Below are 16,847 nucleotides of genomic sequence, written 5' to 3'. Positions count from 1 at the left end.
GTGTATAAAACGAGGTGAACTATGAAAACATCTATTTTAATTATCAGTATTTTACTTATGGCGGGTTGTGCATCTAAACCCGATTACCGCCCAGCTAATAATGGCTCACAAGGTTATAGCGAGCAAAAAATTAGCGACGATCAATACCGCGTCGAGTTTAAAAGCGTATCAAATAATGTAGCCGATGCCGGTGACTATGCATTATTACGCGCGGCTGAGCTTACCCAAGCACAAGGCTACGATTGGTTTGTTGTCACCAACAAAGAAACCTTTGTTGAGTCTAAATCGCAAGCGCCCGCGTCATCTATTAGTGCATCACAAAGCCAGCAATATGAGCGAAGCTGCGGTTTATTAACCTGCGAAACACGCGTACGTCCGACAAGCAGCGTAGGCGTACAAGTGAGCAACAATGATAAACGCAAAGAAGTGCACACATTGATTGATATTAAAATGGGCAAAGGCATTAAACCAAGCGACAACAGTTTTAGCGCCCAAGACTTAATTGAAAATTTAAGCAAAAAGGCGCAAAAGTAAGCGTTTGGTAAAAGCGCTTGATATAAGCACTTAGCTTGTTTTAGCTAAGTGCTATTTTCGTGGTAAAAAACCAGTAACCAGCATAGTGCCCACAATAACAAATAATGCGCCGAGTAACGTATTTGGCCCAATTTGCTCATCTAAAATTAAATGCCCCCAAAAAATGCCAAATAGCGGAATTAAAAACGTGACTGTTAACGCCGAGGTAGGGCCTATATCTTCGATTAATTTAAAAAATAAAATATAAGCAAGTGCGGTACACATTACTCCTAATACGAGTACACCAAGCATAACGTTGGTGCTTGGAACTTCACGCATTGGCATAAATAAGATAAGAGGCAATACCATAAAGCTTGAAGCCCACATTGAGCCATGGGCGTTATCGAATGGGGGCAGTTTAGGCGCGTTTTTAGTGTAATGCGATGCAATGGCATAGCAAAGTGATGCGCTTAATGCCGCTACTATGGCCAAAATTGATTGGCTATTTAACACAAAATGATTTTGCCCAACCAAAATAGCTACGCCAATTAAACCCAGCAGTAAACCAATCACCATACTTTTATTGGGCTTTGTTTTTGTCCATAAAATTCCAACGACGACACCCCATATTGGAGTTGTAGAATTTAAAATTGAGAGTGTAGATGCGCTGATAGTTTGGGCTGCGTAAGCAAAAAATAAAAACGGCAGAGCAGAATTAAACGCGCCTATAATAAAAAAGTGTTTTGTGTGCTCAGTAAACGCCAAGCGGCGTTTTAAGTACAGCGCCACAATAAAGAGGGTGAGAGCGGCAAAGCCAACTCTAAATTCTATTAACACCGCTGGGCCTAAGCTGTTAGCTGCCATTCGCATAAATAAAAATGACGCGCCCCAAATTGCAGCCAGAAAAAATAACCGAAGTAAACTTGCTAAGCTCATGATAGTATTTTAATTATACAAACAGGATTACACAATAGCAGGCTTTGCAAAGAGTGTAAGCCAGATTCGGTACTCGCATATAAAAAATAATAAAGGACTAGTTATGGCTAAATGTATATCGGTTGCAGCAATTTTGGCTGTAGGTTTATTAGGTGGGTGTGGGTCCACCCCCGTTAGCCTATACAGCGACAATACAATGAAGAAAAAAGAATACAATGGTATTAAAGCGTATAAAAAGGGGCTCTACGAGCAAGCTTTTTATGATTTAAAAGAGCCGGCAGCACTTGGCTATAAAAGTGCACAATACACGTTGGCATTCATGTTTTTAAAAGGCCAATACTTGGAGCAATCTACTAAACTAGGGATGGGGTGGCTAGGTGTTGCAAAGGAAGCGGGGGTCGAAAATTGGTCTGCGCAATACGATGCATTTTACAGTGCAGCGACTACGCAGCAAAAACGACAAATAGACGAAACAGTAGCATTGTACATAACGCAATTTGGCGTTAAGGCACAAAATATGACCTGTCGTCGTTCAACTTCGCCTAGGCGTACATTTGGTGAAGTTAAAATTGATTGCACTAAGCACGAAGGTAGCGTTACCGAGCACGACATACAAATAATAGAATAGAGTTATGACTTTTCTAGCTTCTTTTCAAAGTCGCTTTTAACTATTTCAAGTGCTTTAAGTACTTCTTCTGGAGCAACATCGTGTTGCTCTAGTATCATAATTAAATCTACTGCAAGTTTCATATGTGTAGGGGCTTGATCAAGTGGACTTGTCATTTAACTCTTTCTTTTTTGATATTTGGCTAATGGCAACGTTTATTGCGGTTTGTACACGTTGTTCCATATGTATGCGTTCTGATTGCGGTAAATAAAACGCCATATCTACATCGTAGCGAATATATCGTGGCGGGAGCTGATTTAGTACCGTACAACAAAAGTCAGCCATTACATCTTCATCATATTTTTCATCAAGTTTAAGTTTGATAACTTCCTCGACCACAATTTTTTCGTAAAAATTGTGTATATCTTCGTGTAATCGCATATTCCCACCGCTTTAAAATAATCCGTTTAACTGAGTCTATACTATGGCTTGCTATAAATCGATAGCGGCTTTAAATAGTTGTTTATGGACATTAATTAGTGAACTCAAATTACGCTGATAACCTCCGCCTAGCCCGCACATTAGTGGGATTTGGTGTTGCTTACAAAAGTTGAGAGTAAAAAAGTCGCGTTTATATACGCCATCTAGTGATACATCAAACAAGCCTAACTCGTCTTTTGTGTATATATCAGCCCCTGCATTATACAAAATAATATCGGGGTTATGAATGCGCACGCAAAAATCGAGTGCTTGCTCTAATGTAGCGAGGTACTCAGCGTCGGTTGTTTTAGCGGGCAATGCAAAATCGTAAGTAGACTCTTGCTTATTACGAGGAAAATTTTGTTCACAATGAATTGAGCAGGTAATAATTTGGTCATGGTTTTGAGTGATTTGTGCTGTGCCATCGCCTTGGTGTACGTCGCAATCAAAAATTAAAACAGTGTCGGCTTGCTCTGTATTTATTAAATGTGCTGCTGCAATAGCTAGATCGTTAAAAATACAAAAACCGCTACCGTAATCACTGTATGCATGATGATAGCCACCACTTAAATTAGCCGAAAAACCATGTTTTAGCGCGTGTTCACTACTTTGGATGCTTGCCCCAACTGATAGTAATGTGCGCTCTACCAATTCATTTGAATAAGGAAAGCCCATTTTTTTTATGGCTTTATTGCTAAGCGTGCCGTTTAAAAAGTTATTTATATAAGTTTGATTATGGCACAACGAAAGCTGAGCAGGCGTTGCTTTCTTAGGCTCTTGAAAGTGAATAGCCGAAACACCTAGGTTTTCTATTTCGGTTTTAAGTAACTTGTACTTTTGAATAGGGAATCGATGACGTTCTGGGAGTATAAGGTCTGAATACAATGGATGATAATAAAGCTGCATAGTAAAGTGCGCCTTAACGCAGCTGCTGTTTTTCTACTTGTTGAATTTTATCTTCGGTGGCAGAAATTGCTTTTCTGCAGCGGCCTAATCGAGCGTGTGTGCTTAATATTTCAAGGTTAAGCTTTTGTGCTTTAGCAGGTGAGGCTTTATCCATTTGCATTTTTCGCTCTTCAATCATGAGCACTAAACGGCGTTCAAACTCATGGTTTTGTTTTAATTCGTCGTAAAGCTCATGGGATGATTGCATTATTTTTTGCACAGCTTGCTTATAAACGGTTTGCTTAGGGCGTGGTTTATAATGGCTTTTGTTTTCTTTAACCCAAATAGGGGTAGATTTAATAACATTGAATACAGCTTGTATTTGAGCTGCAATACGTTCAAGCGCGTAGGTATAAGCATGGCGATGCTCGCTTGGCGGTAACCTTGAAACTTCATCTTCTATTTCTATCACGTAATCGACTAGGTTCATGCTTTTGGTACTAAAAACTGCGCGGTCAAACAAGCTAGGTTGTGCTTGCATGTAACGATTTTTAGAAAAAAGTTTAGCTTTATCAAATTGCTCAGCTTGTTGTTTTAGCGTTGCAACTTGTTGACGTAGTTTATCTAAAGCCATTGAATGCATATTAAAAGTAAGCCTCGTAAATTAGTTTTAATGCTAAAAGTATAACCATAGTATTAAATACTGGGCGAATAAATTTGCTACCAAAACGTATTGCTGAATGCGCCCCAAACCATGCGCCTAGCATAATAAAAAAGCCCATTGTTATGCCAAGTAAAAAGTTTACATGGCCGAGTGCAACAAAGGTAATTAAAGATATAAAGTTAGACACAAAGTTCATTGAACGCGCTAAACCACAGTTGAGTAGCAGGTTCATTTTGTAAAGCATGCCATTAGAAGCAGTCCAAAATGTACCCGTACCTGGGCCTGCTAAACCATCAAAAAAGCCTAATGCTAAACCTTGTAGCCATTGTTTTATTTTCATCGCTTTGTTTAGTTTAGGAAGTTCATCGCCTTCGGTGGTGCTTAAATTACCAAATAAGCTATAGCCAGCAACTAAAATAATAATAATCGGGAGTAGTTTGTTTAAAAAATCGATACTTAAATGATCAACAATAACAGTACCTATCAATGCACCTATTGCGGTAGCAATTATAGAGGCTGCCCAAAACTTAGGACTAAATAAGTTCTTTTTATAGTATGTATAGCTTGCCGTTAACGAGCCAAAGCTAGCCGCTAATTTATTGGTGCCTAATGTTAAATGTGGAGGTAAGCCAGCAGTTAATAAAGCGGGTACAGTTAACATGCCACCGCCACCGGCGATAGCGTCTATAAAACCTGCGGCAAGTGCAACAGCACATAAAACAGCCCAGGTTGTTGGATCGAGTGCGAGTTCAAACATTAATAATCTATTTGTCTTTTAAAAGGTGGTAGGGTGTCGAGCATGGCTTTACCGTATCGCTTAGTAACTAAGCGTCTATCGAGAATAGTAATACAGCCTTCATCACTCTCTTTTCGCAGCAGTCTACCACAGCTTTGTACCAATTTCTTTGCGGCGTCTGGCACGGTAATCGTTAAAAACGGGTTACCACCTTTGCTTTGTACAAATTCTGCTTGCGCTTCTTCTATCGGCGAAGTAGGTACAGCAAACGGAATTTTAGTGATTATTAAGTTCTCTAGATATTTACCAGGTAAATCAAGACCTTCCGAAAGGCTTTGTGTTCCAAATAAAATACTGCCTTTGCCTTCGTCTACATTTTTAGTGTGTAATTTAAGCAATGCTTCTCGCGACATCTCACCTTGTACTAATAAGTTAAAACCTTTTGTTCTAAGAAACTTTGTTACGTGGTCCATTTGCCAGTAAGAAGCGAATAGTACAAGGTTCGCTTTTTTATCATTTAGGTACTCTGGTAAAGTTTTAGCTAGGTGATCACTAAAGTCTTTATCGGTAGGTTCTACTTTAGATACCGGAATACGTAAAGTGGCTTGTTTTGGGTAATCAAAAGGAGAAGGTACTTTAATAAATTTAACGCCTTCTTCTTTAGCAAGCCCTGTTTCGTAAGCAAAGTGATCAAACGAGCCCAGTGCACTTAATGTAGCAGAGCACAAAACAGCGCCCGCGCATTCTCGCCACAATTTATCTTTTAAGTAATAACCGACCTCGATAGGGCAGTCGCTTAATAAGTGATCGTGATGGCTTTTATATTCAAGACGTTTTATCCACCGTGCATGGGGAGCACCTTCGCCTTTTTTTGCGTAACTAAACCATAGTTTGTTTAGTTGCTCTAAGCGGTTTATGTATTGACCGCTTTCGCCTAGTATTGGGTCGGCAACGTAAGGTTTTATGTCGCCGTCGCTTACATCTTGGGTAAGGGTGTCGTGCATTTTGTTTAAACAGCGCAGCGCATCTTGCGTGGCTTCGCTTATGTCTTTTGCTTTACTGTGCAGCGATTGTGGAATTTCACCGTGCTCAAAGCGATAAGTATCGTCTTTTGAGTATTCAAAGTCGGCATTATCAAGAATATCGCGAACTACTTTTAAGTCTTTATTTGCGTCGTTAATACTGTCGCAAAGTTTAAAGTTTTGGCCAATGGCTCTTTGCCCTACTAAAACCTTCGCCATTTTCCCGCTAAACTTGGTGAGCTTATCAAGCCATTCTATTGTGCCTTTAATTGTGGCTGCAGCTGATGAAAAGTCGCGTGTTATATGTGCTAAATGGTGCGCTTCATCAATTACATAAATGGTGTTGTCGGGCTCGGGTAAAATTTTACCGCCGCCTAGGTCTAAATCAGCAAGTAATAAAGAGTGATTAATTACCAGTACATCCATTTGCATCAATTGATTACGAGCAAGCTGAAACGGACACGTTTGATGGGCTTTCATTTGGCGCTGACACGAATGTTTATCGCACGCTATTAAGTTCCACACTCTATCGGGTACAGTATCGGCCCAGCTGTCTCTATCGCCTTGCCATTTTTTATTCACATAGGCGTTATATAGCTCATTCAAACACTTGGTTTCCATTGCGCTCAATGGTGAAGTAAGCGTTGGCATAAAGTCCATTTGTGTTTGGCTATCGCCGTTTACAGCATTATGTAATTTGTGAGCGCAAATATAACGATGGCGACCTTTTACCAAATCAAATTTAAAGTCGAGGCCTGAATGCTTTTTAAAAAATGGGAGCTCTTTTGCTATTAATTGTTCTTGCAGTGCAACGGTTGCGGTAGAAATAACTAGCTTCTTTTTTTGTGCTAAGGCAAGAGGCAACGCGCCTAAACAATAGGCAAGAGACTTACCGGTACCAGTGCCTGCTTCAATTACGCAAATGCGCTGCTTTTTATGGTATTCGCCAGCAAGTGTTTTTGCTATTTCGGCTACAAGGTAATTTTGACTGCTACGAGGGCGATAATCTTTTAGGTTACTAGCCACATGCTGGTGTACTTGCCTAATTGTTTTTTTTAGTGAGTCAGAAAGCATGGGATGATTTACCTAAAGTATGTATATAATTACAGTGCTATGGATTTTAGAGTTATAAGAGTGTAACTACAAGAAGTGATGAGATTAATTTAGCAAATAAAGTATCTGAGTGTTTATTTAGGTTGGATGTATGGCTTTAAAGCATTTTGAATTAAGTAAAAACTTACATATATATATAAGGTTTAGTAATAGTGTACTTAACAGACGGTTTTATTGTTTCTTCTCATGCGTATGATACTGCAAGCGGCATATGCTACGAAGCGTGGTTTTGCAGTGATAAAGGGCCTATAAAAACAACATCAGTTAACGAAAATGCGCTGTTTTTTATCAAAAGTAAAGATGCTGAAATAGCGCATGAAATATTAGCAGCTGAATCACTTATCTTTAATATTAAAAGTCTTGAGTTAAAAAACTTTCAGCAAGAAGATATGTCGGCTTGTTATTTCAACTCACTAAAACATTTTTATTCTGCCGCTAAAGCTTTAAAGCAACGTGGAGTTGTATTATCTGAAGAAGACATTCGACCAATAGAGCGTTATTTAATGGAGCGCTTTATAAAAGGAGGAGCTTGGATAACGGGTAATGTTTTTTATCAAAATGGTTATACATTAGTAACAGAGGCAAAATTAAAAGCAAATGATGAGTATTCCCCAGCTCTTAATAAGCTCTCGTTAGACATTGAATGTAACGAAAGTGGCGTTTTGTTTTCTGTTGGACTTGTGGGCTGCAATTTAGATTGTGTTTTAATGATTGGCGAGCCAGATAGGGAAACTGAAAACCTAGAGTTTGATATTATTTGGTGTGTAGATGAGGCTGAGCTGTTAAGGGGGGTAGAGCATTTTATTAAGCTTAGCGATCCTGATGTCATAATTGGGTGGAATATAATTGAGTTCGATTTTTCGGTTATTCATGAAAGAGCTGAAGCACTAGGCATTAAGTTATTACTGGGTAGGGGAGATCAACCTTTATATGTTCGCAAAGGACACTTTACTCGAGTATCGATCCCTGGGCGATGTGTGGTTGATGGAATAGACACTTTAAAAAATGCTACATATAGCTTTGAGAGTTTTTCTTTAGCTAATGTTTCAAATCAAGTGTTGGGTGAGTCCAAATTAATCGACACGGCTAATAGTCTGCAGGAAATTATTAGGCAATTTAATGAAGATAAGCTTTCTTTAGCAAAATATAATCGACAAGACTGTATTTTGGTAAATAAAATTTTTGATAAATTAAAGCTACTCGATTTTTCTATTATAAGAACAAAGCTCACAGGATTAGAGCTTGAAAAAAAGGGCGGCTCTGTCGCTGCTTTTATCAATATGTATTTACCAATGCTGCATCGCAGCGGTTATGTTGCTCCTAATATGGGCGATCATGGGCTTACATTCGAAAGTCCTGGCGGTTATGTAATGGAGTCTATTCCTGGGCTTTATAAAAATGTCATTGTTTTAGACTTTAAAAGCTTGTATCCCAGTATTATGCAAACTTTCTATATTGATCCACTCGGACTGATAGAAGGTTTAAAAAATCCGAACCAGAGTGTGCAGGGTTTTAATGAAGCCCTATTCTCGCGCGATAAACATCACTTACCTTTATTAATTAAAAGCTTAGCCTCACAAAGACAGCTTGCCAAAGACAATCAAGATCAAATGCTTTCTCAAGCAATTAAAATAATAATGAATAGCTTATATGGTGTTTTAGGCTCAAAAGGATGCAGGTTTTACGATCCCAGGTTATCCAGCTCTATTACATTAAGAGGGCACGAAATAATGCTACAAACTAAAAAATGGATAGAAGAGCTTGGCTATAGCGTTATTTATGGTGATACCGATTCTACATTTATTAAGCTGGACGATGATTTAACTCACGACGAGTGTAATGAGATTGGCGTGTTTTTAGCTAAAAAGATAACTACAGATTGGGTTAACGAGATTAAACAAACGCACAACTTAACAAGTCATTTAGAAATAGAATTTGAATCTCTTTATAGCCCTTTCTTTTTGCCAACCATAAGGGGGAAGCTAGTTGGCTCTAAAAAGCGCTATGTCGGTAAATTAATTAAACCAAACGAGTCAAAATTAGTATTTAAAGGATTAGAAACAGTAAGAAGTGATTGGACTAAACTTGCTCAACAGTTCCAGTTCGAACTATTTACTAGTCTTTTTGATGGAAACTTGAGCATAAATGACCTTGTTAAAGACTATATAACAAAGTTATACCAAGGTGATTTTGATCATTTACTCGTTTTTAAGAAGAGACTAGGTCAAAACTTAATCGATTATAAGAAAAATATCCCCCCTCATGTTCAAGCAGTTAAAAAACACCAGAAAAAAAATAGCGAATTTACGGTCAATAGAGGTGAATTTGTTACATTTGTTTACACAATCGCTGGAGTTGAGCTGTATCAAGACCTTCATAGCTATGACTATGCAATTTATGTAGAAAAACAGATTGTACCGCTTTTGGATATGGTAGAGCCGATAATTAATCAAAATGTAAATGATTTGAAGAAGAATCAGTTTTTATTATTCTAATTAGTTTCTTAATTGGATGTTTTTGATTAAATAATCCACTTTTATGCTTATAAATCGTACGATAGCCCCGATTTCACTAAAAATATCATTAAAAAACCTCTTGGTGGTTAATATTTGATTAACAAAGGTTGGCTTTTTAGCTTTTTTTGTTTACTATTTGTTTTAGTCACTGTTAATAGCATGTGATAATAAAAAATAATTAAATAATAGTTGCTTCTATAAAGTTGTAACACTAGGGAGAATCAAATGTTAAATAATCAAGTTTCAAAGGCAGTTCGCTTAGCGATTGCATTTGGTGCAGTATCTACTGCTGCATTTTCGGCAAATACGTTTGCTGCAGAAGAAGATAGCGTAGAAAAAGTAGAACGAATTGAAGTAACTGGCTCACGCATTAAACGTGTTGACATGGCTGGAGACTTACCAGTTACAGTTATCGACCGTGCTGCAATCGAATTAAGCGGTGAAACTTCAGTAGCTGATTTATTACGTAACACTACATTTAACAGTCTGGGTTCGTTCCGTCCTCAGTCTGGTAGCTCTGCTCAAGGTGCTACTACTGTTAGTTTACGTGGTTTAGGTGCTGACCGTTCTTTAGTTTTAGTCGATGGTCGTCGTTTACCAAAGTCTACTCTTACTGGTTCAAGCCAAGATTTGAACTCAATCCCAATGGCAGCAGTTGAGCGAGTTGAAATCCTTACAGACGGTGCTTCTGCACTTTACGGTTCAGACGCTATTGGCGGTGTAATTAACGTAATTTTACGTAAAGATTTTAATGGTGCAGAAGTTACTTTAGGTTCTGGCCGTATCGAGCATGAAGGCGGCGACCGTGAAAATGGGTCTGTACTTTTCGGTGCTTCTTCTGATAATGCGTCTGTAATTGCTGGTGCATCTTGGAGTGGTCGTGACATTGTTTATGCTCGTGACTTCCCTTGGTCTAGCCCAGGTGGTTCGGTATATTCAAATAACTTTACTACATTTTCTACAGATCCTGAAACAGGCGAAAGAGCTAGTAACTTCGACTTCTTTTCTCCAGAAGCAACGTGTGAAGGCGTGGGTAACGAAAACTTTTACCGCATAGGCGACCGTTGTGGCTTCAACTTCTCAGCTGTATCTGCTGATGAAGCGTCAATTAAAAACCGTTCTGCTTTTGTTAAAGCCACATATGAAATAAATGACGATTGGAGCATTTTTACTGATATAAACATTGCTCAAACTAAATCGTTTGGTCGTTATGCACCTGGCTTAGACACAACTGCTTATGATGCATCAAGTGATACAGTGTTTATTGGGGCAGATAGTCCTAACAACCCTACTAACCCTAACAGCCCAATTTATGACGCATCACTTGGTTTAGAGCAACAAGGTTTAGATTATTGGCATCGTTTTGCTGCTCTAGGTAACCGTGACAACAACCTTTCTACCGAGCTTAAAGACATTGGTTTTGGCGCTAAGGGTATGTTTGGTGAGGTTTCTGTAGAAGCGGGTGTTCGTAAAACTATTAACGAAAGCCACAATGTTGGAGAAGGTTATATTCTTCGTAGCATTGCACGTCAGTACATTAATGACGGTACTTACATGCTAAATGACCCGTTTGGTGCTTCTGAAGACGTTAGAGGCGCGATGACGGTAACTACTTCACGTACAGGTAAGTTTAACCAAGAAGAGTTTTACGCAAATGCTGCGTTTGACATCATGGAAACAGATGCTGGTGCAATTCAAGCATTCGTAGGTTTTGAATATCGTTCAGAAGATTACGCTGACATCTATGATTCACTTTCTGCTGCAGGTCAAGTAGGTGGTTCTTCTGGTAGCAGTGCCGGCGGTGATCGCTCTGTACGTGGCTTATTCTTTGAAGCATTAGTTCCTGTTTCTGAAGAGTTTGAACTTAACTTTGCTGGTCGTTACGATGATTATTCTGATTACGGTTCAGACTTCTCACCTAAAGTATCAGCTCGCTACAACCCAATTGATGATTTAGTACTTCGTGCGTCATGGGGTAAAGGTTTCCGCGCTCCTTCATTACCAGACTTAACTCAACAGCCTTCTGAATCAGCTGATTCAGTTTCTGATGAAGCTACATGTTTGGCAATTGGTGAAGCTGCAGATTGTTCTTCACAAATCAATGCTCTAGTTATTGCTAACCCAGGGTTAGGTTCAGAGCAATCTGACCAGTACTCACTTGGTGTTGTTTACCAAGTAACAGACGCAATTTCTGTAGAACTTGATTACTACAACATTGAAATCACTAACCGAATCCGTGCTTTCTCTGCTCAATCGATCATTGATGCACGTTTACGTGGTGACTCTGTGCCAGATGCGTTTACTGTATCTCGTTCACCAAACGGTGCGATTACTCAGTTAGTACGTGGTTTTGGTAACGATGGTAGCTTAGAAACTTCAGGTATCGACTTTAAAGCTAACTCAATGTTTGAATTTGGTGATGCTGGTACTTTAAGAACTAACTTCAACCTATCTCACATTGTAGATTACAGCACAGATGGCGGTCGTAACTTCGTTGATGATCCAGGTGTACCGCAAATGCGTTTAAACCTATCTAACGTTTACTCTGTTTCTGATTTTGACTTTACTTGGAATCTAAACCTTATCGATAGCCAGTGTGAAGACATCACTGCAGATGGTGAGTGTGAAGGTCATATCCCTTCATGGGTAACGCATGATTTACAAATTGCATACAACACACCTTGGAACGGTAAAGTGAGCTTCGGTGCACAAAATGCATTCGGTAAACAGCCACCACTTTTCGCTTCTGGCGGTCGTGACTACAACTTCGACCTATACTCAGGTTTCGGTCGTACAATGTACTTAAACTTTAAACAGTCTTTCTAAGTTTTTAGTTTAGATATTATAAAGAGTGACTCTTGAGTCGCTCTTTTTTTTGGAGAAAATAAAATGCACTGGGATCATTACTGGGACCTTACGAAAGCTTTATCTAGTTTTGGTGATTCAAACAGTCCGTTAGGATACCCTGAAGAGGTATTAATATTTTGGGAAAGTGTAGTCAAAGATAAAAAAGAAAATAAGAGCTATCTTGACTTAGGGACAGGGAAAGGTGCTTTAGCATTGTGGATACAAAGCATTTTAACTCGCAATAATATTAAGGGAAAAGTCAGCGGATGTGATTTAGCAAATATTAAAAAAGCTAAAATTATTAGTAGTGCCGATGAAATAAATGAAGCAATAAATAAAGTTGAATTTAAATTTAATACTCCACTAGAGTTGCTGCCATATCCAAGTAATTCATTTGATTTACTTGTTAGTCAATTTGGTTTTGAGTATTCAAAGTGGAGCGAATCTTTACCAGAGGCAATGCGAGTACTAAAGGATAATGGGGAAATCATTTTAATGATGCATCACCCTGATTCAGTTATTACTAATGACTGTCGAGGAGGTAAAAAGATTTTAAGTTGGTTTTTAACTGAGAAAATATTTGATGACTTAGCTACGATTATCAGTTTAAAACTTAGTGGAGAAGATTTATCTTTTAATAAACGTAATAAACAAATTATACAAAAAATACAGTCTCTTGAGGTACATAATGACGGGGAGCAAGTCTGGTTTATGGACATAATGTCACAAATTTCTAAACTAATGATTAGCTTAACGAAGGAGAGTGTAATTGCTCTGATTGAGTTAAAAAATGCAGTCAATAAACAAATTGATAGACTAGATGATCAGCTATCAGTTGCATTTGAAGAACAAGAGATAAAAAATAAAATACAAGCTACTCAAATCAAAAGTAAGGGTATTAAAACTGAGAGGTTTTATGTAGATAAGGCGTTATTTTCTTGGAAAGTAACAATAAATAAGTAATGGTTTATTTTCCCCACTTCTATACATCTTTTAAGGCAATGCATTGAACGATACCAACTTTGGTATCGTGACATTGTAATCAACCAATATCTACTTCTTTATTTGGTAAATTAAGTTGAATGTAACTTATACCATACCATACCGCAATCGTATTTAATCAATCTGAGCAGTTAAATACGCGCTAGCTGCGTTAAAGTTTTCAAAATAGACGACCTAATTGAGCAGATTGATACTACTTTATCTGGCACGTTATTAACATTTACCTATCTATGACTGTTGGTGTTTTATTTCGTTTTTGAGCACTACCTGCTAATTATCCCGATTTTAAAAATTAAAGGTTAATGCAGAAATGGCAGCAATACCTAATTTTGTTAACGCAACATGTTGTAAATAAAGATGTTTATTTGGTTAGCCAAGTGTTGACCTTTTGGTTGAGTTAGGACTACTATTCAAACCGAAATAGTTACTGCGATTAATTGCAGAACATTTTGAAATAAATAAAATAATTAGAAATAGTATTCTAGGGAGAATCATATGTTAAATAATAAAGTTTCAAAGGCAGTTCGCTTAGCGATTGCTTTTGGTACAGCATCAACGGCTGTTTTCGCTGCAAATTCAATTGCGGCAGAAGAAGGCGTTGAAAAAGTAGAACGTATAGAAGTTACAGGCTCACGTATTAAGCGTTTTTCAGAGGTTTCACCTACTCCAGTAACTACAATTACTGGCGAAGAGCTATCTAATGCCGGCATCACAAACATCTCAGATTTGTTACAAAAGCTGCCTTCATCAGGCGTAGGCTCTGCACCTACAACAACGACTAACACTATTTTTGGTGCGGGTATAAATACTACAGATCTTCGTCAGCTTGGAGAAGGCCGTACTTTAGTACTTGTAAACGGTCGTCGATACGTAGGTGCTTCTGTAGATAATCCAGCGGTAGATTTAAACGGCATTCCGACTGAAATGATTGAGCGTATGGATATTGTTCATGGCGGCGCGTCAGCAGTATATGGTTCAGATGCAATTGCGGGTGTAGTTAATATTATTTTGAAAAAGTCTCAAGATACTATGGACTTCAACTACAAAAAATCTATTACAGAACAAAGTGGTGGTGAAGAAGAGTCTTTTTCATTCACGTTTGGTGGTGAAAGCGATAAAATAAGTTTTATTACGAGCTTATCTTACTCAGAAACAGAACAGCTTGAAGCTCAGGACCGTGACTTTCTTCGTAACCCAGTTTCTGGGATGTTAAACCCTGATAATGTTTCTGACACAGATGGAATTCCACAGAATATTTTAGCTACAGGTGAGTTTGCCGGTTTGCAAACACTAGGCTATTACGATCGCGCAGGTGATGCATTCTTACCTGATGGCCATGTTGTATTTGGTGATAATGGTGAGTTTAGTCCAGTTATAGTTGGTGGTGTAACAAGACCTGCGCCGAATAATCAACTTAGATATTTTGGTGACGGCTTCTCTAATGGTTACAAATTTATTGAACATCAAGATCTTGCAACACCACTTAATCGTTTCAATGTTTTTACAAACATTGTAAATAATTACGCTGACGATCATTCAATGAATTTTGAAGTTTCTTTCTCAAAAGCAAGTGCTTATGCAGAAAGTAGCCCAATTTTCCTTGCTGAATCGATTCGTTCAGATAATGCATTTTTAGACCCAGCTGCTAAAGCACAACTTGATGAAGCTGGTAGAGATTCAGTTACAATTTATAAGCTAGCTTCGGGGTTTGGTAATCGTACCTATGAAGATGATCGTACAACACTTAATACAACTCTTTCTTTCCAAGGGTTACTACTAGAAGAGTTCAATTACGAAGTATATTTTAGTTACGGTCGCAATAAAAACGACACTACATGGAACGGTGAATTCCTTACTGAGAACTTTAACAAGGCTATTGACGCGGTAGAAATTGACGGAGCAATTCGTTGTGCAGACCGTGATTCAGATGGTTCTTTAGTTGGTGCGTTAGATGGTTGTCAGGCATTGAGCCTGTTCGGCCTTAATGGTGCATCTCAAGAAGCTTTAGATTACGTTACCACCTCAGCATCAATTTCTAAAGTTAAACAGCAGCAAGTTATTGGTGGTGTTATTTCAGGGTATGCTTTTGATATGCCTGCAGGTGGTGTTTCTTTTGCTTTAAGTGCTGAGCATCGTAAAGAAACTGGTTCTAATGAACCTGGTGCAGCAATGCAGAATAATCTAGTGTTTGGTAACTTTGTAAAAGCATGGGATGGTGAATTTACAGTTGATGAAATTGGTGTTGAAATGTCAGTTCCATTATTAGTGGATGCACCATTTGTTGATTCATTAAGCCTTGAGTTAGCCGCTCGTTACATGGATTACTCTTCAGTGGGCGATAATGTAGCTTGGAAGGTAGGCTTTAACTATGCAATGAACGATGAGCTTCGTTTCCGTGGTACAAAGTCTAAGTCGGTTCGTGCTCCATCATTATCTCAACTTTACTCTGCTGGTACTCAGTCATTCGCGACTTATGGCGATCCATGTGACCAAACTAATATATCTACAGCGAGTGATAGCAAAAAAGCAAACTTAATTGCTAACTGTCAAGCTGCTGGTATTCCAAATCCAGGTACTACAGTTGGAGATTGGAGACCATCTGATGATTGGCGTAGTGTTACTCCACCAAGTGTGAATTCAGGTAATGCAAACCTTCAAGAAGAAACGTCTGACGATACATTATTTGGTGTAATTTATACGCCAACTGAAAATATCACGTTAATTGCAGATTATTGGAGTTTTGACGTTGAAGATGCAATTAACTCTTTAGGTGCACAGCGTGTTATTGATGATTGTTACGAAGCGTCTAGTTTAGATAATAGTGCTTGTGATTTAGTTGACCGTGATCCTACGACTCTTGATATTTCTGAGGTTCGTAATGGGCCATATAACTTAGCATCTTACTCTCTTAAAGGTGTTGATTTAGAAGGTACATACAAGTATGAAACGAGCTACGGTTCATTTAACTTCCGTTTACTAGCAAGTTACCTTGAGCATAGAGAGTTTAATACAGATGTTTCTAGCGAAGGCTATGAACCAACACCTACAGTTGGTGAAGTAAGATACCCTCGTTGGCAGGGTAACCTAACGGTAGGCTATACTTACGATGATTTATACGTAGGTATGATTGGTAAATACCGCCATTCAACAGTATTAGACAGAGAGTGGACTGCTGAAAATAACAACTATAATGATGTTCCTTCTTATACAGAATGGTCAATAAACGGTCGTTATACTGTTAGCGAAATGCTTGAAGTAAGATTAGGTGTTTCAAACTTATTTGATATTACACCTCCTAGAAATCCTGGCACATACGATGATGGTGAGTTTTTCGACGTATACGGCAGACGTTTCAACTTAGGACTAAACTTACGTTTCTAATATCTTTAGTGAATAAGTTTATAAACGAAATTGTTTAATATCAAAGCCTACTGAAATTTCAGTAGGCTTTTTTTATGTTTTCTGTGTCTCGTCCTGAAAGGTGTTTATATCAACCGGCTTATATGGGGTCTATTTAACGAGAAAT

At 38.4% G+C, this 16,847-nt stretch carries 13 protein-coding genes; 6 read left to right on the top strand and 7 right to left on the bottom strand.

What is annotated here, in order from left to right; translation table 11 throughout:
• Positions 1–21 precede the first annotated feature (21 nt).
• Positions 22–534, top strand: coding sequence for a CC0125/CC1285 family lipoprotein (locus tag QT16_RS00100; RefSeq protein ID WP_039484266.1), 513 nt, complete (start codon positions 22–24; stop codon positions 532–534).
• 51 nt (positions 535–585) lie between these two features.
• Here the strand turns inward: QT16_RS00100 and QT16_RS00095 are convergent, their stop codons facing one another.
• Entirely contained in the window at positions 586–1,449 is an 864-nt protein-coding gene (locus QT16_RS00095) for a DMT family transporter (protein WP_039484263.1), read from the bottom strand.
• 103 nt (positions 1,450–1,552) lie between these two features.
• On the opposite strand from QT16_RS00095, the gene QT16_RS00090 reads away from it, so the two are divergent.
• Positions 1,553–2,077 (top strand): SEL1-like repeat protein, encoded by a 525-nt coding sequence (locus QT16_RS00090; RefSeq protein WP_039484259.1) that lies wholly within the window; start codon positions 1,553–1,555, stop codon positions 2,075–2,077.
• Between the two features lie 2 nt (positions 2,078–2,079).
• Here QT16_RS00090 and QT16_RS20475 read toward each other — a convergent pair whose 3' ends face one another.
• The 6 genes from QT16_RS20475 to dinG are packed head-to-tail and all read right to left on the bottom strand — an operon-like array spanning position 2,080 to position 6,917.
• Positions 2,080–2,232 (bottom strand): DUF2496 domain-containing protein, encoded by a 153-nt coding sequence (locus tag QT16_RS20475; protein WP_076914928.1) that lies wholly within the window; start codon positions 2,230–2,232, stop codon positions 2,080–2,082.
• Positions 2,216–2,497 (bottom strand): late competence development ComFB family protein, encoded by a 282-nt coding sequence (locus QT16_RS00085; protein WP_039484255.1) that lies wholly within the window; start codon positions 2,495–2,497, stop codon positions 2,216–2,218. The genes QT16_RS20475 and QT16_RS00085 overlap by 17 nt, the downstream gene beginning before the upstream one ends.
• 51 nt (positions 2,498–2,548) lie before the next feature.
• A complete protein-coding gene (locus QT16_RS00080) occupies positions 2,549–3,442 on the bottom strand; it encodes a histone deacetylase family protein (protein ID WP_039484250.1) in 894 nt (297 codons plus the stop codon).
• A 13-nt stretch (positions 3,443–3,455) separates the two neighbouring features.
• Entirely contained in the window at positions 3,456–4,064 is a 609-nt protein-coding gene (locus tag QT16_RS00075; protein WP_002958255.1) for a primosomal replication protein, read from the bottom strand.
• A 1-nt stretch (position 4,065) separates the two neighbouring features.
• On the bottom strand, positions 4,066–4,842 hold the full coding sequence (locus QT16_RS00070) for a sulfite exporter TauE/SafE family protein (RefSeq protein ID WP_002958254.1): 777 nt from the start codon (positions 4,840–4,842) through the stop codon (positions 4,066–4,068).
• Positions 4,842–6,917, bottom strand: a complete 2,076-nt coding sequence (dinG, locus tag QT16_RS00065; RefSeq protein WP_039484246.1) for an ATP-dependent DNA helicase DinG — start codon at positions 6,915–6,917, stop codon at positions 4,842–4,844. Before dinG ends, QT16_RS00070 begins: the two co-directional genes overlap by 1 nt.
• A gap of 191 nt (positions 6,918–7,108) precedes the next feature.
• Between dinG and QT16_RS00060 the strand changes: the two genes are divergently transcribed.
• From QT16_RS00060 to QT16_RS00045, 4 genes are all read left to right on the top strand, one after another.
• Positions 7,109–9,451 carry a DNA polymerase II gene (locus tag QT16_RS00060; protein ID WP_039484243.1) on the top strand — a complete coding sequence of 781 codons (2,343 nt, stop codon included), beginning with the start codon at positions 7,109–7,111 and terminating at the stop codon, positions 9,449–9,451.
• Positions 9,452–9,697: 246 nt separating this feature from the next.
• A complete protein-coding gene (locus QT16_RS00055) occupies positions 9,698–12,298 on the top strand; it encodes a TonB-dependent receptor (protein ID WP_039484238.1) in 2,601 nt (866 codons plus the stop codon).
• A gap of 63 nt (positions 12,299–12,361) precedes the next feature.
• Positions 12,362–13,282 (top strand): class I SAM-dependent methyltransferase, encoded by a 921-nt coding sequence (locus QT16_RS00050; protein WP_039484235.1) that lies wholly within the window; start codon positions 12,362–12,364, stop codon positions 13,280–13,282.
• 534 nt (positions 13,283–13,816) lie between these two features.
• On the top strand, positions 13,817–16,702 hold the full coding sequence (locus QT16_RS00045) for a TonB-dependent receptor plug domain-containing protein (protein WP_039484232.1): 2,886 nt from the start codon (positions 13,817–13,819) through the stop codon (positions 16,700–16,702).
• The last annotated feature ends 145 nt before the right edge of the window (positions 16,703–16,847 follow it).

Origin of the sequence: Pseudoalteromonas distincta (assembly GCF_000814675.1) — a bacterium.
Taxonomy (GTDB): domain Bacteria; phylum Pseudomonadota; class Gammaproteobacteria; order Enterobacterales; family Alteromonadaceae; genus Pseudoalteromonas; species Pseudoalteromonas distincta.
Note: the sequence above shows the minus strand (reverse complement) of the source record. Positions and strands in the feature narration are given on the sequence as shown.

Coding starts and splice junctions, on each gene's coding strand:
- QT16_RS00080 (WP_039484250.1), bottom strand. CDS start 3,442: ATGCAGCTTTATTATCATCCATTGTATTCAGACCTTATACTCCCAGAA.
- QT16_RS00100 (WP_039484266.1), top strand. CDS start 22: ATGAAAACATCTATTTTAATTATCAGTATTTTACTTATGGCGGGTTGT.
- QT16_RS20475 (WP_076914928.1), bottom strand. CDS start 2,232: ATGACAAGTCCACTTGATCAAGCCCCTACACATATGAAACTTGCAGTA.
- QT16_RS00050 (WP_039484235.1), top strand. CDS start 12,362: ATGCACTGGGATCATTACTGGGACCTTACGAAAGCTTTATCTAGTTTT.
- QT16_RS00045 (WP_039484232.1), top strand. CDS start 13,817: ATGTTAAATAATAAAGTTTCAAAGGCAGTTCGCTTAGCGATTGCTTTT.
- QT16_RS00090 (WP_039484259.1), top strand. CDS start 1,553: ATGGCTAAATGTATATCGGTTGCAGCAATTTTGGCTGTAGGTTTATTA.
- QT16_RS00070 (WP_002958254.1), bottom strand. CDS start 4,842: ATGTTTGAACTCGCACTCGATCCAACAACCTGGGCTGTTTTATGTGCT.
- QT16_RS00055 (WP_039484238.1), top strand. CDS start 9,698: ATGTTAAATAATCAAGTTTCAAAGGCAGTTCGCTTAGCGATTGCATTT.
- QT16_RS00095 (WP_039484263.1), bottom strand. CDS start 1,449: ATGAGCTTAGCAAGTTTACTTCGGTTATTTTTTCTGGCTGCAATTTGG.
- dinG (WP_039484246.1), bottom strand. CDS start 6,917: ATGCTTTCTGACTCACTAAAAAAAACAATTAGGCAAGTACACCAGCAT.
- QT16_RS00075 (WP_002958255.1), bottom strand. CDS start 4,064: ATGCATTCAATGGCTTTAGATAAACTACGTCAACAAGTTGCAACGCTA.
- QT16_RS00085 (WP_039484255.1), bottom strand. CDS start 2,497: ATGCGATTACACGAAGATATACACAATTTTTACGAAAAAATTGTGGTC.